Origin of the sequence: Streptomyces inusitatus, assembly GCF_014651115.1 — a bacterium.
In the GTDB taxonomy this organism is placed as follows: Bacteria; Actinomycetota; Actinomycetes; order Streptomycetales; family Streptomycetaceae; genus Streptomyces; species Streptomyces amakusaensis.
The window spans coordinates 192,145-206,685 of sequence record NZ_BMWG01000005.1 but is presented as its reverse complement, the minus strand read 5'-3'; the positions used below and the strand labels follow the sequence as shown (position 1 = coordinate 206,685).

Annotated in this window: 12 protein-coding genes and 2 tRNA genes; 9 read left to right on the top strand and 5 right to left on the bottom strand. The window is 72.5% G+C overall.

What is annotated here, in order from left to right:
* The first annotated feature begins 39 nt into the window (after window positions 1–39).
* Entirely contained in the window at window positions 40–927 is an 888-nt protein-coding gene (locus IE247_RS12110; RefSeq protein WP_190123026.1) for a universal stress protein, read from the top strand.
* Here the strand turns inward: IE247_RS12110 and IE247_RS12105 are convergent.
* Both IE247_RS12105 and IE247_RS12100 read right to left on the bottom strand, forming a co-directional pair.
* Window positions 898–2,322, bottom strand: a complete 1,425-nt coding sequence (locus IE247_RS12105) for a S41 family peptidase (protein WP_190123025.1) — start codon at window positions 2,320–2,322, stop codon at window positions 898–900. The two genes, IE247_RS12110 and IE247_RS12105, sit on opposite strands and share 30 nt — an antisense overlap.
* 204 nt (window positions 2,323–2,526) lie before the next feature.
* A complete protein-coding gene (locus IE247_RS12100) occupies window positions 2,527–3,621 on the bottom strand; it encodes a hypothetical protein (protein ID WP_190123024.1) in 1,095 nt (364 codons plus the stop codon).
* A 212-nt stretch (window positions 3,622–3,833) separates the two neighbouring features.
* Between IE247_RS12100 and IE247_RS12095 the strand changes: the two genes are divergently transcribed.
* The 6 genes from IE247_RS12095 to IE247_RS12070 all read left to right on the top strand — a co-directional run bounded on the left by IE247_RS12095 (window position 3,834) and on the right by IE247_RS12070 (window position 9,745).
* Window positions 3,834–4,322 carry a hypothetical protein gene (locus IE247_RS12095; RefSeq protein WP_190123023.1) on the top strand — a complete coding sequence of 163 codons (489 nt, stop codon included), beginning with the start codon at window positions 3,834–3,836 and terminating at the stop codon, window positions 4,320–4,322.
* Between the two features lie 179 nt (window positions 4,323–4,501).
* Window positions 4,502–6,805, top strand: a complete 2,304-nt coding sequence (locus IE247_RS12090) for an NACHT domain-containing protein (RefSeq protein ID WP_190123022.1) — start codon at window positions 4,502–4,504, stop codon at window positions 6,803–6,805.
* Complete coding sequence (locus IE247_RS12085; RefSeq protein ID WP_190123021.1) at window positions 6,795–8,039, top strand: cytochrome P450; 1,245 nt, start codon at window positions 6,795–6,797, stop codon at window positions 8,037–8,039. The genes IE247_RS12090 and IE247_RS12085 overlap by 11 nt, the downstream gene beginning before the upstream one ends.
* Window positions 8,040–8,166: 127 nt before the next feature.
* Window positions 8,167–9,522, top strand: coding sequence for a hypothetical protein (locus IE247_RS12080; protein WP_190123020.1), 1,356 nt, complete (start codon window positions 8,167–8,169; stop codon window positions 9,520–9,522).
* Window positions 9,523–9,586: 64 nt separating this feature from the next.
* Window positions 9,587–9,658: transfer RNA gene (locus IE247_RS12075), tRNA-Arg, on the top strand.
* Window positions 9,659–9,671: 13 nt separating this feature from the next.
* Window positions 9,672–9,745: transfer RNA gene (locus tag IE247_RS12070), tRNA-OTHER, on the top strand.
* Between the two features lie 27 nt (window positions 9,746–9,772).
* On the opposite strand, the gene IE247_RS12065 is transcribed toward IE247_RS12070, so the two are convergent.
* The gene (locus tag IE247_RS12065; RefSeq protein ID WP_190123019.1) at window positions 9,773–10,519 is read right to left on the bottom strand and encodes a nucleotidyltransferase domain-containing protein; all 747 of its coding nucleotides are present in this window, start codon (window positions 10,517–10,519) and stop codon (window positions 9,773–9,775) included.
* 243 nt (window positions 10,520–10,762) lie between these two features.
* Between IE247_RS12065 and IE247_RS12060 the strand changes: the two genes are divergently transcribed.
* Window positions 10,763–11,308: an MOSC domain-containing protein gene (locus tag IE247_RS12060; RefSeq protein ID WP_190123018.1), complete on the top strand. Its 546-nt coding sequence runs from the start codon at window positions 10,763–10,765 to the stop codon at window positions 11,306–11,308.
* Between the two features lie 51 nt (window positions 11,309–11,359).
* Here the strand turns inward: IE247_RS12060 and IE247_RS12055 are convergent, their stop codons facing one another.
* Window positions 11,360–12,037, bottom strand: coding sequence for a response regulator (locus tag IE247_RS12055; RefSeq protein WP_190123017.1), 678 nt, complete (start codon window positions 12,035–12,037; stop codon window positions 11,360–11,362).
* 102 nt (window positions 12,038–12,139) lie between these two features.
* The gene (locus IE247_RS12050) at window positions 12,140–12,571 is read right to left on the bottom strand and encodes a Crp/Fnr family transcriptional regulator (protein ID WP_190123016.1); all 432 of its coding nucleotides are present in this window, start codon (window positions 12,569–12,571) and stop codon (window positions 12,140–12,142) included.
* A gap of 223 nt (window positions 12,572–12,794) precedes the next feature.
* Between IE247_RS12050 and IE247_RS12045 the strand changes: the two genes are divergently transcribed.
* Window positions 12,795–14,519 carry a sensor histidine kinase gene (locus IE247_RS12045; protein ID WP_190123015.1) on the top strand — a complete coding sequence of 575 codons (1,725 nt, stop codon included), beginning with the start codon at window positions 12,795–12,797 and terminating at the stop codon, window positions 14,517–14,519.
* The last annotated feature ends 22 nt before the right edge of the window (window positions 14,520–14,541 follow it).

Below are 14,541 nucleotides of genomic sequence, written 5' to 3'. Positions count from 1 at the left end.
ATCGAGCGACGGATCCCATCGTTCCAGGAGGTGTGCACCATGTCCCGCACCGTCACCGCCGGTCTCGACGGCTCCCGAGAGAGCCTGGCCGCCGCCGTATGGGCGGCCCACGAGGCGAAGCTGCGCGGGCTGCCGCTGAGACTGATCCATGTGCGCGAGACGACCCCCCTGCTCCAGGCGCCCTTCATCGGCGGCGAGACCCAGCCGTGGCCCGAGGCGTCCGTGACCGAGCGGATCCCCCGGGAGACGGCCGAGCTGCTGCTGCGCCGCCACCCCGAACTCGATGTCACCTGGGAGCAGGTCGCGGGCCGTCCCGCCGAGATCCTCACCGAGGCGGCCGAGGAGTCCGAGCTGCTGGTCCTGGGCTCCCGGGGGCTCGGCGGCCTCGGCGGCTTCCTCCTCGGATCCGTGGGCCAGGCGGTCGTGGCCCGCGCCGAGCGGCCGGTGGTCCTGGTCCGCGCACCCCAGGGCGAGGAGGAGCCGGCCGCCGAGCGGGCCGAGGGCCCCGTCGTGCTCGGTCTCGACGCCAACGCCCCCGACGAGGCCCTGATCGACTTCGCCTTCGAGGCCGCCGTACGCGCCGGATCCCCTCTCCATGTCGTCCACAGCTGGAACCTCCCGCCCTACTTCGCCTACGGACTGCCCCCGGACCCCGAGCTGAACGCCCAGCTCGGCGACATCGAGTCCCGCACCCTCAGCACCGTCCTGGACCCCTGGCGGCGGCGCCACCCCTCGGTCGAGGTCGTCGAACAGGCCCTCCCCGGCAAAGCCGTCGACCAACTCGTCGACGCCTCCGGCCAAGCCTCCCTCCTGATCGTCGGCCGCCGCATCCGCCGGGCCACCCCCTTCGGCGGCCGCATCGGATCCGTCGCCCACGCCGCCCTCCACCACGCGGCCTCACCCGTCGCGGTGATCCCCCACCAGTGACGGACCCGGGCGCTCGGGGTCCACACGCCGGGGCGTCCGCAGGACGTCGAGAGCCCTGGAGAAGGCCGAGTCCCGCTTCTTGTCGAACTCTTCCTCGGTGAAGACCGGCTCAGTGAGGTGCGGTGGAATGCCCGTGCCGTCGAAGGTCCTGCCCGACCGGGTCAGGAATTCCTCGTTCGGCAGCCAGGCGGACATGCCGTTGGGGAGCCTCCGCATCATGACGTCCGAGAAGACGCCCTGTGTGGGCTGCCCGATCCGGACCGTTCCGCCGGGCCGGTCCATGAGGGCCTGGGTGAAGGTCTCTCCCGCGCTGACGGTCGAGCCGCTGGTCAGCATGGCGACCGGCCCGGTGTAACGGGGACCTTGGGCGGGTGTGACATATACGGGCTGGGGCCGGGTGTGCCGGGTGGGGTCGGTGGGGTTGTTGCGGGCTCGTTTGGAGTAGGCGAGGTAGGGGGTGTCGGTGAGACGTCCGGCGATGCGGATGCCCAGGGCGTCGGAGCCGCCGCCATTGACCCGCTGGTCGATGACGAGGCCCTTCAGACGCCGGGTGCGCTCATGGCTGAGGATCGTGTCCAGCGCCCTGTCGAGCTCGGCCAGCTGGGCGGCGTAGGGGGCGCCCGCGCCCGCGTATCCGCCGAAGCCGGAGATCCGCAAGTAGCCCTGCCCGCCGGGCAGGTCGGCGTAGGTGATGCGTCCGTTGGCGAAGTCCTGGAGGTTCCGCGCGTTCTTGAGACTGTGCGTCACGATGAACGTCTTGACCTTGGCGTCCAACTCCGGGGTGGGCAGGACGGTGCCGGGGCGGCCCTGTGCGAAGACGCGGTCGCCGTCCTGAACGGCGACATGGGAGTCGTGGAGCGGCTTGACCATCTCGCTGAAGACGGCGTACAGCTCGTCCCTGGTCGTCCTCGTGTGCACGGTGGGCCGGTATCGGTCGCGGACGGCGTGCCAGTCGATGCCCTTGGCGGAGAAGAAGGGGTAGTTCTCCTCGAAGGACTGCCAGAAGACGTCGAAGGCGGCGAGTGGCCCCTTGGGGGCCGGACGGGTGCAGACGTCAGGCAACTCCGGTATCCGGCGCAGGTTCCGGTCGCCGACGGAGCCGTCCGCCCGCACGGACCCGCGGTCGCGATCCCCTCGGGTCCGCACCGTGAGGACCGTGCCGTCGGGCGTGGTGTAGGCGCCGGGACCGGTCCGCTGCGCGGAGTCGCCCTCAAGACAGCCGACGGCGGTGGTCTGGTACTCCTGGAGTGTTCCGTTCCGGATTGACAGCACTGTGCCGTAGCCGTCCATGCGCCAGATTCCGTCGGCGGTCGGGTGCGGGGCGGCCGCGGTCACGGTCGGCGCGGCTCCGCCGACGAGGGCCAGTGCGACGGCGGCGGCCGTGAGAATGCGCACGATCTCACCTTTACTGTGGGCGATTTACCGGGACAGCCCTCACCGTCGCCGACACGGCGCTCTCCCGGCCATCCGGCTGTCCGGTCGATCGGGTGTGGGGCCGGCCCCCGCTACCGGCAGTACTCGGGAGGCATGTCGCCGACCGGAGCGGTGCACGGCATGGCGCCCGCCGGAGTCGGGATCGGGATCGCGTTCGCCGCACGCTCAGGACCGTGTGGCGATCCCGCACTCCCCGCCGTCGGACTCACGCATCCGCTCGGCCATGGGCGTACCGCGGTCGTACGGGTCGACCTCGGGACCTGCCCCGGCCTCGGCCGGTCGGTCGGCGCCGAACCGCGGGGTGAGGTAGCCGGTGGTGGGGCCGCAGCCGCCGTTGGTCATGTCGGCCGAGTACGAGACGAGGGAGAAAGTCCCGGGACCGGTGCGCACTTTGGCGGGGTCGTCCCAGCTCAGCACCGTTTCGCGCCGCACGATCGTACGGGTGACCTCGTCGCCGCCCGCGGCCGGTCCGACCGGGTACACATAGGTGACGTCGGCGGTCACCCGGAGGGCGCCGCGCTCGCCCTCCCGATAGGTGATGCGGCCGCGGGTTCTGACCTCGTCGCCGACGAGGCGGACGCGGGTGTCGTCGAACCGGCTGAAGAGCAGGAGCGGGTCGTTCTTCTCGTCCGGGGCCCGGAACGCGGTCGACAGATAGCTTTTGACGTCCTGCTGACGCGGGTTGATCAGGGCGATCGCCCGCTCGGGGCGCTCGCCGCGCAGTACCGCCGGATCCAGGCTGGACGCGGCGAGGAAGTCCAGGCTCCGGCCGAGGGCCCGCTCGACCTGTGCCGCGCTCATCCATCCGGTGGCCCGGGCCGCGGGCACCGTGATCCCGGCCGTGCCGCTCGCCCAGCGCGCCGCCGGTGACCCCCTGAACGGCTCCTCGACCGAAGGCCGCGGAGCCGCCTCCGCCTCCGCGGCCGGGGGCTCCCCGGCTCCGGCCCCGGCTCCGTCACCGCCGAACCAGCCCGCCACCCGCCCCGGTGCCAGAGCCACCACGAGCAGGGCGATCGCGCACACCAGCCCGGCCGCGTACGACGCCGTCCTCAGCCTCAGCCTCCGCCTCGGCCGGGCCGGAGTGTACGCACGCCACGCCTCCGGCTTCCCGGGGTTCTCCCGCAGCCGCCGTGTCACCAGCCTGGCCCGCGCCGACGGCTCCTCGGGCGCGCCCGGAGCGCCGTCCACCGATTCCCGCAGGAATCGCTCCCACTCCTCGTCGGACACGGACGAACCGCCCGGCCCCCCACCCGCACTCACACCCGACTCCTCACGCCGCCCACGGTCACGGCGCCTCTCTCAAGATCATCAGACATATCGTCTCATGGCGCCCTCCGGGGACCCGCGCCGAACGACACCAGGTCGGCGATGACACCGATCCGTGATGCCGGTCGTCCGAACCAGTTGTCCGGCGAGCGCATCTCCCCGTGCGGCAAAGGCCCCCAAGAAATGATCGTGAGAGTGAAGCCGGCATGTTACTGACTACTCCCGCCCGCCGCCGGGCCGCCGTCGCGGTCGCCTTCGCGGGCATCGGCACCGCCGGTGGCCTCTGGTGGGTCGCGAGGGACACCACGCCCTACGGCCTCCGGGACAGTCCGGCGGTACGGGTCGAGGTCCGCGCCGAGGACTCCCGCTACCCCGACACCCGGGAAACCGCCGAGGACGTCGGCGAGTTGGTCAGGGTCTACGTTCAGCGACTGCTCACCGGTGACGGCGATCAGCTGGCCGAAGTCGGCGCGCCCTGGTTCACGGGTCGCGAGGCGCAGGCCCGCGACTGGATCAAAAAATACGGGGAGGCCGCCGAACACCCCGTGCGGGCCGTCGTGCGGGAGCCTGTCGTCCCTCACCTGGCCCAGGTGGAACTCCGCTTCGGCGGAGGCGGTCGGCAGGTCGTCGAGCTGACCCGCGACGACGGAATCTGGTGGGTCGCCATGGGGGACGGAGACCCCGCGAAACCCTGACAGTCCGGCCTCCGTATAACGAATCAGGCATTCCCGTCCTTCCGGTACCGGCGGCCGGACAGAATGAGAAAGCCGATGGGGAGTCGGCGGGCCGGGCGCCATCGCCCGGAGCGGAGAGACGGGGGCGCGGTTGACTGTGCGTGAGGCGGACGGCTCCGGCGGACGGGCCGGAGCAGCGGGTGCGTAGAAACCGTCCCGGCCGTCCACGGGGGCGACGCCGACTGCTCATCGCGACGGCGGTGCTGGGCATGTGGCTGCCGATCTACTTCGGCCCTCTCAGCGAGTGGATGGAGGAGCGCCCGCCGCCGTTCATCGCCTGGATGGAACAGCGCACCACCCTCGCGGTCCTCCTCTTGATGGCGGCCACGGCCCTCGTCGTACTGGGCTCCATGGCCGGACAGCCGAACGGACCGCGGCCGGTGGCGGAGCTGGCCGAGACACTGGCCACCGCGGTGGCCGAGCAGTGGCGCAGGGAGGAGACGGCCCTCCAGCTCCAGGCGCCCTGGCCGCTCCCGCTGCGATGGGAGAACACCGCACGGCCGGTGATGGACCACTGGGAGGCGATCAACGGCGCCCCCGACCGGGGCGAACCGGTGGATCTGTCCGGACGGCTGCACGGGGACGGCCGGACGGACGACGACGGCATCGCGGCCGTCTTCCACCGGGTGGCCTCACAGCGGCTCGTGATCCTCGGCGCACCGGGAGCGGGCAAGACCGTCCTCGCCCTGAATCTGGTGCTGCACCTCCTCGACCACCGCCAGGAGGGGGACCGGGTGCCCGTTCTCCTCTCGCTGGGGTCCTGGCACCCGGCCCGGGAGACCCTGTACTCCTGGATGGCCCGCCGGCTGGCCGAGGACGACCCCGCGCTGCGCACCCGGTCGGGTTCGGGAGCGACCCTCGGCCGGGAGCTGATCGCCTCCGGACGGGTGCTGCCGGTGCTGGACGGGCTGGACGAGATGCCCCCGCAGGTGCGGCTGGAGGCGTTGGCGGCCCTGGGCCGGCAGTTGGGGCGGGGCGAGCCGCTGGTGCTGACCTGCCGGGCCGACGAGTACCAGCGGACAGTGGAGGGCGCGGTGCTCAAGGCCGCCGCGGTGGTCGAGCTGTGCCCGCTGGACCCGGCCGAGCTGCGGGCCTATCTGCGGGTGAGCACGATCCCCGCCCGAACCGCCGGCTGGGATCCCCTGTTCGCCGAGATGGAGAGCGCCCCCGGCGGACCGGTGGCCCAGGCGCTGTCCACCCCGCTGATGGCATGGCTCGCCCGTACCGCCTACGCGGACACCGCGGCCGATCCCGCGGAACTCCTCGCCGAACAGGGAGGGGTCCGCCGCTTCGCCGACCGGACGGCGGTGGAGGAACACCTGCTGCGACGCCTCGTCCCGGCCGTGTACTCCCGGGATCTTCCCGAGGACCCCCGGAGATGGAGCGGCGAGGAGGCCCACCGCTGGCTGAGTTTCCTCGCCCGGCATCTCGACGAGCTCCGTACCCAGGATCTGGCCTGGTGGCAGCTCGGCACCACCATGTCCCTCGCCTCGCGCATGGTGCTGGTCGGGACCGCCACCGCGCTGGTGTACGGACTGCTGTCCTGCCTGGTCAACGGGGTGGGCGGGTACGGACTCCTGGCCATCCTGGTGAGCGGGCTGGTCAATGGGGCCGTGACCGGGCTGCCCCTCGGCCTCGCGCACGGGGCCGCGACCAGGTTCACCGGCGGCATCTTCCAGCCGTCCCGCGTACGGCTGAGCCTCCGCGGCCGGCGGACCGGGCGGGTCCGCCCGAGGGCCCTGCCCCGGTTCATGGCGGGCTTCGGGGCGGGGATGACGGCTCCGGCCACCAGCCATCTGTTCTCCGGAGCGGTGGACGCGGTCGCCCGCCAGGAGCCGTTCTGGATACTGGAGAGGGTGCTGAACGCGGGATTCTGGGGCCTGGTGGTCGGCATCGCGGCCGCGCTCGTCCTCGGCTCCACGGCCTGGTTCGAGGAGCCCATCGACACGGAGGAGGCCACCAGCCCCACCGGTCTGCTGAGGACCAACCGCGCGACGGTGCTCCGTCAGGCGCTGGTGCTCGGAGCGGTGTTCGGGCTTCTCATCCTGCTCGGGAGCTGGATCATGGCGGGTCTGCTGCCCCAGTACCTCTGGGGCAGCCCCATGGTGTGGACCCCCGCCCTGGGGCTGCGGAACGGGGCCCTGGCCGGATTCGGGGGCGCGCTCGGGGCCGCGCTCGCGCTGACCGCCTGGGGCCGCTGGGTGATCCTGGCGCGCGGCTGGCTGCCGCTGACCGGCCGGCTGCCATGGGCCGTGAGCGCCTTCCTGAAGGACGCCCGCCAACGGGGCGTACTGCGCCGCAACGGAGCCTTCTACCAGTTCCGCCACGCCCGGCTCCAGCATCATCTGGCCCGGGTCCCCCTGCCCCCGCCGTCACCCGCTTCCCGCGCCGTCGCGGCGGGAAGGAACCACCCGGGAGAGGGAGGTGCCGCACATGGGCGGTGAGCCGGGTGAATTCGGGGCCGGGGCCGGGGCGGGGGCGGACGAGGGGTTCGGGTTCCGCAGGATCGAGCGGGACGGGACGGCGGGGGAGTGTCCCGTCGTGCGGGGCGACGACGGGGTGTGGGAGATACGCGGGTACGAGGAGGCGCGGACCGTGCTGCGCAGTACGGCGACCGTGCAGGCGGGGCTCGGGATCGAGATGGTGGAGAAGCTGCCGAAGGGCGTTCGGCGGCCGGTGCTCTACCGGGACGGTCCCGAGCATCGCGAACACCGCCGTCAGACCGCGCGGTTCTTCACCCCGCGCCGCGTCGACGAGCACTACCGCGAGATCATGGTCCGTGTCGCACAGGCGCGGATCGACCGGCTCCGGGCCGACGGCCGGGCGCGGCTGTCCGACCTCAGCTTCGATCTCGCGATCGAGGTGGCCTGCGCGGTCATCGGTCTGACGGACGGCAGACCCGGCATCAAGGAACGGCTGGAGCGCTTCTTCCCGGAGCGGTTCGGCACACCGGGACTGACGAGCTGGCACGGTCTCCACTGGACGCTGCGGCAGAACACCAACTGGCTGCGGGTGTACCTGGGCGATGTGCGCCCCGCCGTGCGGGCCCGCCGCCGCGTCCGGCGGGACGATCTGATCTCCCACCTCATCGACGACGGCTGTTCGAACACGGAGATCCTCGGGGAGTGCCTCACCTTCGCGGCGGCGGGCATGGTCACCACCCGGGAGTTCATCGGCGCGGCGGCCTGGCATCTGTTCTCCGACGCCGGTCTGCTGGCGCACTACCGGGCGGCGGACGAGCCCGGCAGACTCGCGGTGCTCGGGGAGATCCTGCGGCTCGAACCGGTGGTGGGCCGTCTCAGCCGCCGTACCACCGAACCCCTGGAGCTGCCCGGCGCCGACGGCGGGAGACTCACCGTCCCGGCCGGCGACCGGATCGACATCCTGCTCGACCGGGCCAACGCCGACGAGCGGACCGTCGGGGCGCGGCCGGGCTGTCTGCGTCCCGGGCGCGCCATGAAGGGCGCCGGGGTGCCGGGGCTGGCCTTCGGCGACGGTCCGCACAAGTGCCCGGGGCTGCACATCGCGCTCCTGGAGACGGATGTCTTCCTCAGCCGGCTGTTCGCCCTGCCCGGGGTGCGGATGGCGAGCCCGCCGACGGTCGGCTTCATCGAGGCCATCGGCAGTTACGAACTGCGCCACTGCGTGCTGGAGGTGAACACGGGGGACGGCGGCTGAGCCCCGCCCCGCCGTGCCCTCGAAGCCCCGCCCTGCCCCGCCGTACACCCCTCGAAGCCCCCGGGGCCGGGCGGCGGCGGACCATATCCGCTGGAGCCGACCGGTCCCGGATGTCAAGATTGCCCGCATGTCCCCGAACACCGAGCAGCTCCTGCGGGAGCTGCATGCCTCGCTCGGTCTGCGCAAGCGCCCCGAGGACGTGGCCCAGCTGATCCGCGACCTCTTCGAAGCGACCCCCGGCGCGCTCGACCGGCCGACGGGCAAGGCCCTCGACAGGGCCACCCGCACCTCGCTGCGGAATCTGTGGCACGGATACACCTCGATGATGGAGGACTTCGCCCGGCCGGTCGGCGCACAGCGCCAGCTCGCCACCTCCGCCGGGCTGTTCCGCGCCGTCCCGGCCCTCCCGGAGTCCTGCGGCGACGACCCGGAGCGGATCGAGGCCGTGATCAGGACCGCCGGCGAGGAGATACGCAAGGAGTACGGGCACAGCGACTTCCACGCCGACCGGCTCAACCGGGAACAGCGCGCCGAGGCCGGACTCGGCGAGATGTCCAAGCGGCAGTACAACAAGCGGTTCCGGCTGCTGCGCCGGATGGAGGCCAAACTCGCCCGGATCATCGCCGAGCAGCGCAAGCGCGAGATCACGATGGTCGGCAAGAGCGGGCTGGCGACCCGGCTGTCGTACGAGGAGTTCGCGGCCGACCACGGCACGGCGGCGTTCGTCGCCTACCTCACCGCACGGGCCAATCTCCGCAGCGAGTTCACCGTCTTCGGCCAGCAGCAGCCGTACGACAAGGTCGCCGCCGCCCTGTTCGACCGGCTGGATCCGCGGACGGCCGGATGGTTCGCGATCGCCCATGTCCACCCCACCGAGCAGGTGCTGAAGCAGCTCACCGACGAACAGCGCGGGCTGCTGCTCGGCCGCTGGCACCGGATCCTGCTCGACGTCGCCGAACAGCTCGAAGCCGTCTGGCGGCGCGGGCCGCTGGAGCGTACGAGCATGATCGTCCGGCATGGCGACGACTCCACCACCTGGAACCAGGCGGCCCGGGCCTGGAATCAGGCGCGCGGCCACTGGCTCTCCCTGTTGCGGGCGATGGGGGCCGAGGACGTCGTCGAGCGGATCTGCCCCGGCAAGGTGCTGATGCTCGTCGCGGCGGACGTGGCGGCCTGGCACCGCTCCACCGGCGGCGGACTGCACGTGGACACCGCGGTGTGGGCCGAACTCCCGCTGCCCTGGGAGGTGCTGCACGGCCGCGAGGAGTGCCCCGAGTCCCTCGTCGCCGAGGTCTGCCGCCGCCACGGCGTCGACCCGGAGCGCGACGGCTGGACCCGCGCCCGCGGATCCGTGCGCCCGGTCCCGTTCCGGCCGACCCCCGAGCTGGTCCACGGGGTGACCGTGGCCAATCCGATGCTCGCGACCCTGCTGTGCTCCGCCGGATTCTTCTCCGGGCGCGGCGGGAAGTCCCCGAACCCCTGATCCGCGATCCGCGACCGGTCAATTGTTTTGACGCCCTCCGGGCCCGGCGGGCAGGATTGCCCGTGACGGGGAAGCTCAGCGGTGGAGCGGCCGGCTGCGGACCGGTTGGACGCAGGTTCGAGCCCTGCCCCCGTCGTACGGCTCATGGACACCGGGAAGCTCTGCGGTGGAGCGCCCGGCTGTACCCGGGTGGACGCAGGTTCGAATCCTGCTCCGGTGTCCATGGCACGCCTCCCCCTCCGGGGCCCGGTCACCCGGCCCGGAACAGCTTCTCCGCCTCCCCGATCGCCTCCGCCAGAGCCTTCGCCCCCGGCCGCAGCCCGGTCACGATCGCGTCGATCCCCCGCAGCCCCGCCCGCTCCAGCAGCCGCTTCTCATTGGTGACCCACTCCCCGCGCGCCGCCAGCACCGCGTGCGCCGTCAGCATCGCGGCCGTCGCCAGCGCCCCCGCTACCTCGGCCGTCCGACCGTGCGGAGCATGGGCGTCCCGCGCGTGGCCGAGCGTCAGCTCCGCCCGCTCGCGCCACACACCCGGGGCCGCCGCGCGCAGCGCCCCGGGATAGGAGGGCCGGGGCAGAGCGCCGTGCACCACCTGGTTGAGGGCGAGTTCGGCGACCACCAGATAGCTCGGGATGCCCGCCAGATGGAACATCAGCGGCTCCCAGCGGAACCGCCCGGCCCGCGCCTCGGCCCACTCGTGCTCGACCTCGTCGAGATCCCGGTAGTGCACATCGACCCGCCGCCCCTCGACCGTGAGCCACGCCCCGCCGTTGAAGACCCCGCCACCCCAGCCGCCCACTTCGGAGACCTCGCCCTTCCAGCCGACGGCCCGCAGATCGTCCGGGTCGAAGCCGCCCCGGTAGTAGACGGCGAAGTCCCAGTCGCTCTCCGGGGTGTGCGTGCCCTGTGCACGCGAGCCGCCGAGGGCGACCGCCTCCACGGAGGGCAGCGCGGCGAGCCGTTCGGCGACACGGGAGACAAAAACAGCGTCGTTCATAAGGATCCTGATCGTGTGAAGTGACGTACGGACGCGCTCGGGGCACGGCGGACGAACGCCGGAGCGAGGGCTCGGACGGCGTTCGGCGGGGCCGAGTTGCCTGCGTGATGCGTTACTTCATGATCGGCAACGTACCGCCCCGGGGATTGGTCGCGAAACCGGTTTTCCGTACGCCCCTACGCTTCCCCGCGCCGCCGTATCGTCGGGATCGACCGGGGGAACGACGACAGGCAGGAGAAGGCGATGACTGGTCGGATAACCGCTGTGAGCCGTGATGAGACGTACACGTTCAGCAAGACCAATCGGGATTCCATCACGCTGCTCGCGGGACTCGGGGTGGAAGGGGACGTCCACGCGGGTAAGACGATCCGCCATCAGTTCCGCATGACCTATGAGCCGGACCTGCCCAATCTGCGCCAGGTCCATCTGATGCACGAGGAACTCTTCGACGAACTCGCCCGCAAGGGCTTCGAGGTCTCCGCCGGGCAGCTCGGCGAGAACATCACCACACGCGAGGTGGATCTGCTGGGCCTGCCCACCGGAGCCCTGCTCCACCTCGGAGAGCGGGCGGTGCTGGAGGTGACGGGGCTGCGCAACCCCTGCGCGAAGATCAACGACTTCCGGAAGGGGCTCCTCGGGGAGGTCTTCGCCATGGACCCCGTGTCCGGCGGGTTCACCTTCAAGTCCGGTGTCATGGCGGTGGTCCGCCACGGCGGGACCGTCCGCCCCGGTGATGCGGTCCGGGTCGAGGCCCCGCCCCTTCCCCACCGCCCGCTGGAACGGGTCTGAACCCTTCTCCCGCGGTCACCGGCGGGCCCGTCCCCGGGATCGGCCGCCGCGCTACGACGGGTGGCCGAACTGCGTGGCGAGGACGGCCGCCTGGATCCGGCGCTCCACGCCGAGCTTGGCCAGCAGCCGGGAGATGTGGTTCTTGACGGTCTTCTCGGCGAGATAGAGCCGCTCGCCGATCTGCCGGTTGGTCAGCCCCTCGCCGATGAGGGCCAGGATCTCCCGCTCCCGGGCGGAGAGATGGCCGAGCTGCGACTCCCCGGCGGGCGGCTCCTCCGGCGCGCGGAGGCTGTTCATCAGCCGGGCCGTGGTGGCCGGGTCCAGCATCGACTGCCCGGCCGCGACGGTACGGACCGCCGTCACCAGGTCCGAGCCCTTGATCTGCTTGAGGACGTACCCCGCCGCGCCCGCCATGATCGCGTCGAGCAGGGCGTCGTCGTCGTCGAACGAGGTCAGCATCAGACAGACGGTGCCCGGCAGCCGCGACCGCAGCTCCCGGCAGACCGTGATCCCGTCGCCGTCCGGCAGCCGGATGTCGAGCACCGCCACGTCCGGGCGCAGCGCCGGACCCCGTACCAGCGCCTGTTCGCCCGTGCTCGCCTCGCCGACGACCTCGATGTCCGGCTCGGAGCCGAGCAGATCGTGCACACCCCGCCGTACCACCTCGTGATCGTCGAGGAGGAAGACCCGGATGGGGCGCTCTGGAGAGAAGGCGGGTGTCGCGGTCACGTGAGTGGCTCCCTGGATCTTGACTGTACGTTACGAGAGTGCCTGGTCACCGGCGTGGGCGACAGGGGCCGTTCGGCCCTGTGTGTCCTGGAAGGCTCCGTTTCAGTGCGGGGCGTACATCGCCGGGAGCCGGGTCCGCGCCGCGCGCAGCCGGTGGGCGAGGACCGAGCCGACCCACATCGCGACCTCGCGGCCCAGCCAGGGGTCCGCCTCGCACAGCCGCCGGGCCCGGGCCGCGTCGAACTCCAGGGCCCGCACCGGAGTCATGGCCTCCGCGCCCAGCTGCCACCCCGAGGGCGGGAACAGCCAGGACCAGCCCACGAGTTCCCCGTGGGAGAGCGAATCGACCACCGCCGCTCGGCGGCCGGGGACCCGTAAATCGAGGGTGACGAGCCCGGTCCGTACGATCCAGAACCGGTCCGGCACACCGCCCTCGTCCAGAATCCTCGCCCCCTGCTCGAAGCGGACCTCCCGCGCGATGTCCAGCAGCCGGCCGCGATGCTCCGTCGACAGAGCGCTCATCGTGGTCCTCATGGTGCCCACCGTCCCTCTCCGTACTCGATCCCGCCTCCGGGAACCCGCCCTCCGGCGGCCGGTTGACGCTTTCGAGGATCCTGCGGGCGACCCCCGCGCCGCGCGGGCCGGGCGGGACCGGGCCACAGGGCCGAACGGCCCTGCCCGCGAGGGTCGCGGGCACGGGCGATACGGTGAAAGCGCTCCTGGCAGGCCGGGTCGGGTGGAGAGTCTCGGAGGGCTCATGGGTGCGGACGAGGGCGGCGCGGGCGACATCGCGCGCCTCGGGCTGGATGAACTGCTCGGCGAACTCCGTTCGCGCGTCGAAGAGGTGCGCGGCAGCCGCGACCGGCTCAACGGCCTGCTGGAGGCCGTGCTGTCGGTGGGACGCGGACTCGATCTGCCGCAGGTGCTGCGCGGGATCGTGGAGGCGGCGGTCGTCCTGGTGGACGCCGAGTACGGCGCGCTCGGCGTCGTCGGCGAGGAGCGGAACCTCACCAGCTTTCTGACGGCCGGTGTCAGCGAGGAGGACCGGCGGCGGATCGGCGAGCTGCCGTCCGGCCACGGACTGCTCGGCGAGCTGATCCGGCACCCCGAGACACTGAGGCTCGCGGAGCTGTCCGAACACCCCTCGTCCGCCGGTTTCCCCGCCCACCATCCGCCGATGCACTCCTTCCTCGGTGTGCCCGTCCGGGTCCGGGACGAGGTCTTCGGCAATCTCTATCTGACCGAGAAGCGCGGCGGCGGCGAGTTCGACGCCGAGGACGAGTCGGTCCTCACCACCCTCGCGGTCGCGGCCGGCATCGCCATCGAGAACGCCCGGCTCTTCGAGAAGGTCCGGCTCAGGGAGCGCTGGCTGACCGCGAGCGCCGACTTCACCAGCGCGCTGCTCGCCGGATCCTCCGAGATCGAGGTCCTGGAGATGATGACCGACCGGGCCCGCCGGATCACCTCCTCCGGGCTGGGCGTCGTCTATCTCACAGGGCCCGGCGGAGAGCTGCGCGAGGCGCTCGCGCTCGGGGAGAAAGGCGAGCGACCCCCCAGGGCCCGGGGCCGGGGGGACGGGGGGGGCCGGGGGCCCGCCGCGGGGGCGGGGGGCGCGCGGACCCCCCCCCCGGAGGGGGAGACGCCCGGCGGCCCGGCCCGCCGGCCCGGCTCCGGACCCGCCGTCGCCGTCCCCGTGGGCGGTACGGGACGGGCCAGGGGCGTACTGGTGCTCGCCCGCCGGGCGGGCGAGCCCGCGTTCACCGAGGCGGAGACCGCACCGCTGCCGGGCTTCGCGGGACAGGCAGCGCTCGCGCTCGAACTGGAGGACCGGCGGCGGGACTCCGAGCAGATGGCACTGCTCGCGGACCGCGACCGGATCGCCCGCGACCTTCACGACCTCGCCATTCAGCGGCTGTTCGCGACCGGGATGACGCTCCAGAGCGCCCGCCGCTTCGTCGAGCACCCCCAGGCCACCGAGCGGCTGGTCCGGGCGATCGACGACCTGGACGACACCATCAAGATCATCCGATCCACCATCTTCGGGCTCCGCGAGCGGGAGAACCCCCAGGCCTCGCCCGGCCTGCGGGTGCGTACCGTCCGCGCCCTCGAACAGGCGGCCCGCACTCTCGGATTCGCCCCCGGGCTGCGGATGGAGGGCCTGATCGACACCGATGTGCCCCGCCCGGTCGCCGACGAGGTTCTCGCGGTCCTCGGGGAGGCCCTCACCAATGTGGCCCGGCACGCCCGCGCCTCCAGGGCCGAGGTCTCGCTCGTGGTACGCACCGGCACGCTGACCGCCGAGATCACCGACGACGGCGTGGGCCTCGACCCGAGTGCGAGCGGGGACGGGAACGCGAGCGGGGGCGGTCGGCGCGGCGGTCTGCGCAATCTGGCCGAGCGCGCGGAGCGCCTCGGCGGCACGATGACGACGGCGCCGGGTGAGACCGGCGGCGCCCGCCTGGTGTGGCGGGTCCCGCTGTAGGGTCCGCGCCGACCGTACGAGG

What these genes read in the sequence shown, in the direction of transcription:
- IE247_RS12110 (WP_190123026.1), top strand. Translation starts at nt 40, where the DNA reads ATGTCCCGCACCGTCACCGCCGGTCTCGACGGCTCCCGAGAGAGCCTG.
- IE247_RS12095 (WP_190123023.1), top strand. Translation starts at nt 3,834, where the DNA reads ATGTTACTGACTACTCCCGCCCGCCGCCGGGCCGCCGTCGCGGTCGCC.
- IE247_RS12085 (WP_190123021.1), top strand. Translation starts at nt 6,795, where the DNA reads ATGGGCGGTGAGCCGGGTGAATTCGGGGCCGGGGCCGGGGCGGGGGCG.
- IE247_RS12080 (WP_190123020.1), top strand. Translation starts at nt 8,167, where the DNA reads ATGTCCCCGAACACCGAGCAGCTCCTGCGGGAGCTGCATGCCTCGCTC.
- IE247_RS12065 (WP_190123019.1), bottom strand. Translation starts at nt 10,519, where the DNA reads ATGAACGACGCTGTTTTTGTCTCCCGTGTCGCCGAACGGCTCGCCGCG.
- IE247_RS12060 (WP_190123018.1), top strand. Translation starts at nt 10,763, where the DNA reads ATGACTGGTCGGATAACCGCTGTGAGCCGTGATGAGACGTACACGTTC.
- IE247_RS12050 (WP_190123016.1), bottom strand. Translation starts at nt 12,571, where the DNA reads ATGAGGACCACGATGAGCGCTCTGTCGACGGAGCATCGCGGCCGGCTG.
- IE247_RS12045 (WP_190123015.1), top strand. Translation starts at nt 12,795, where the DNA reads ATGGGTGCGGACGAGGGCGGCGCGGGCGACATCGCGCGCCTCGGGCTG.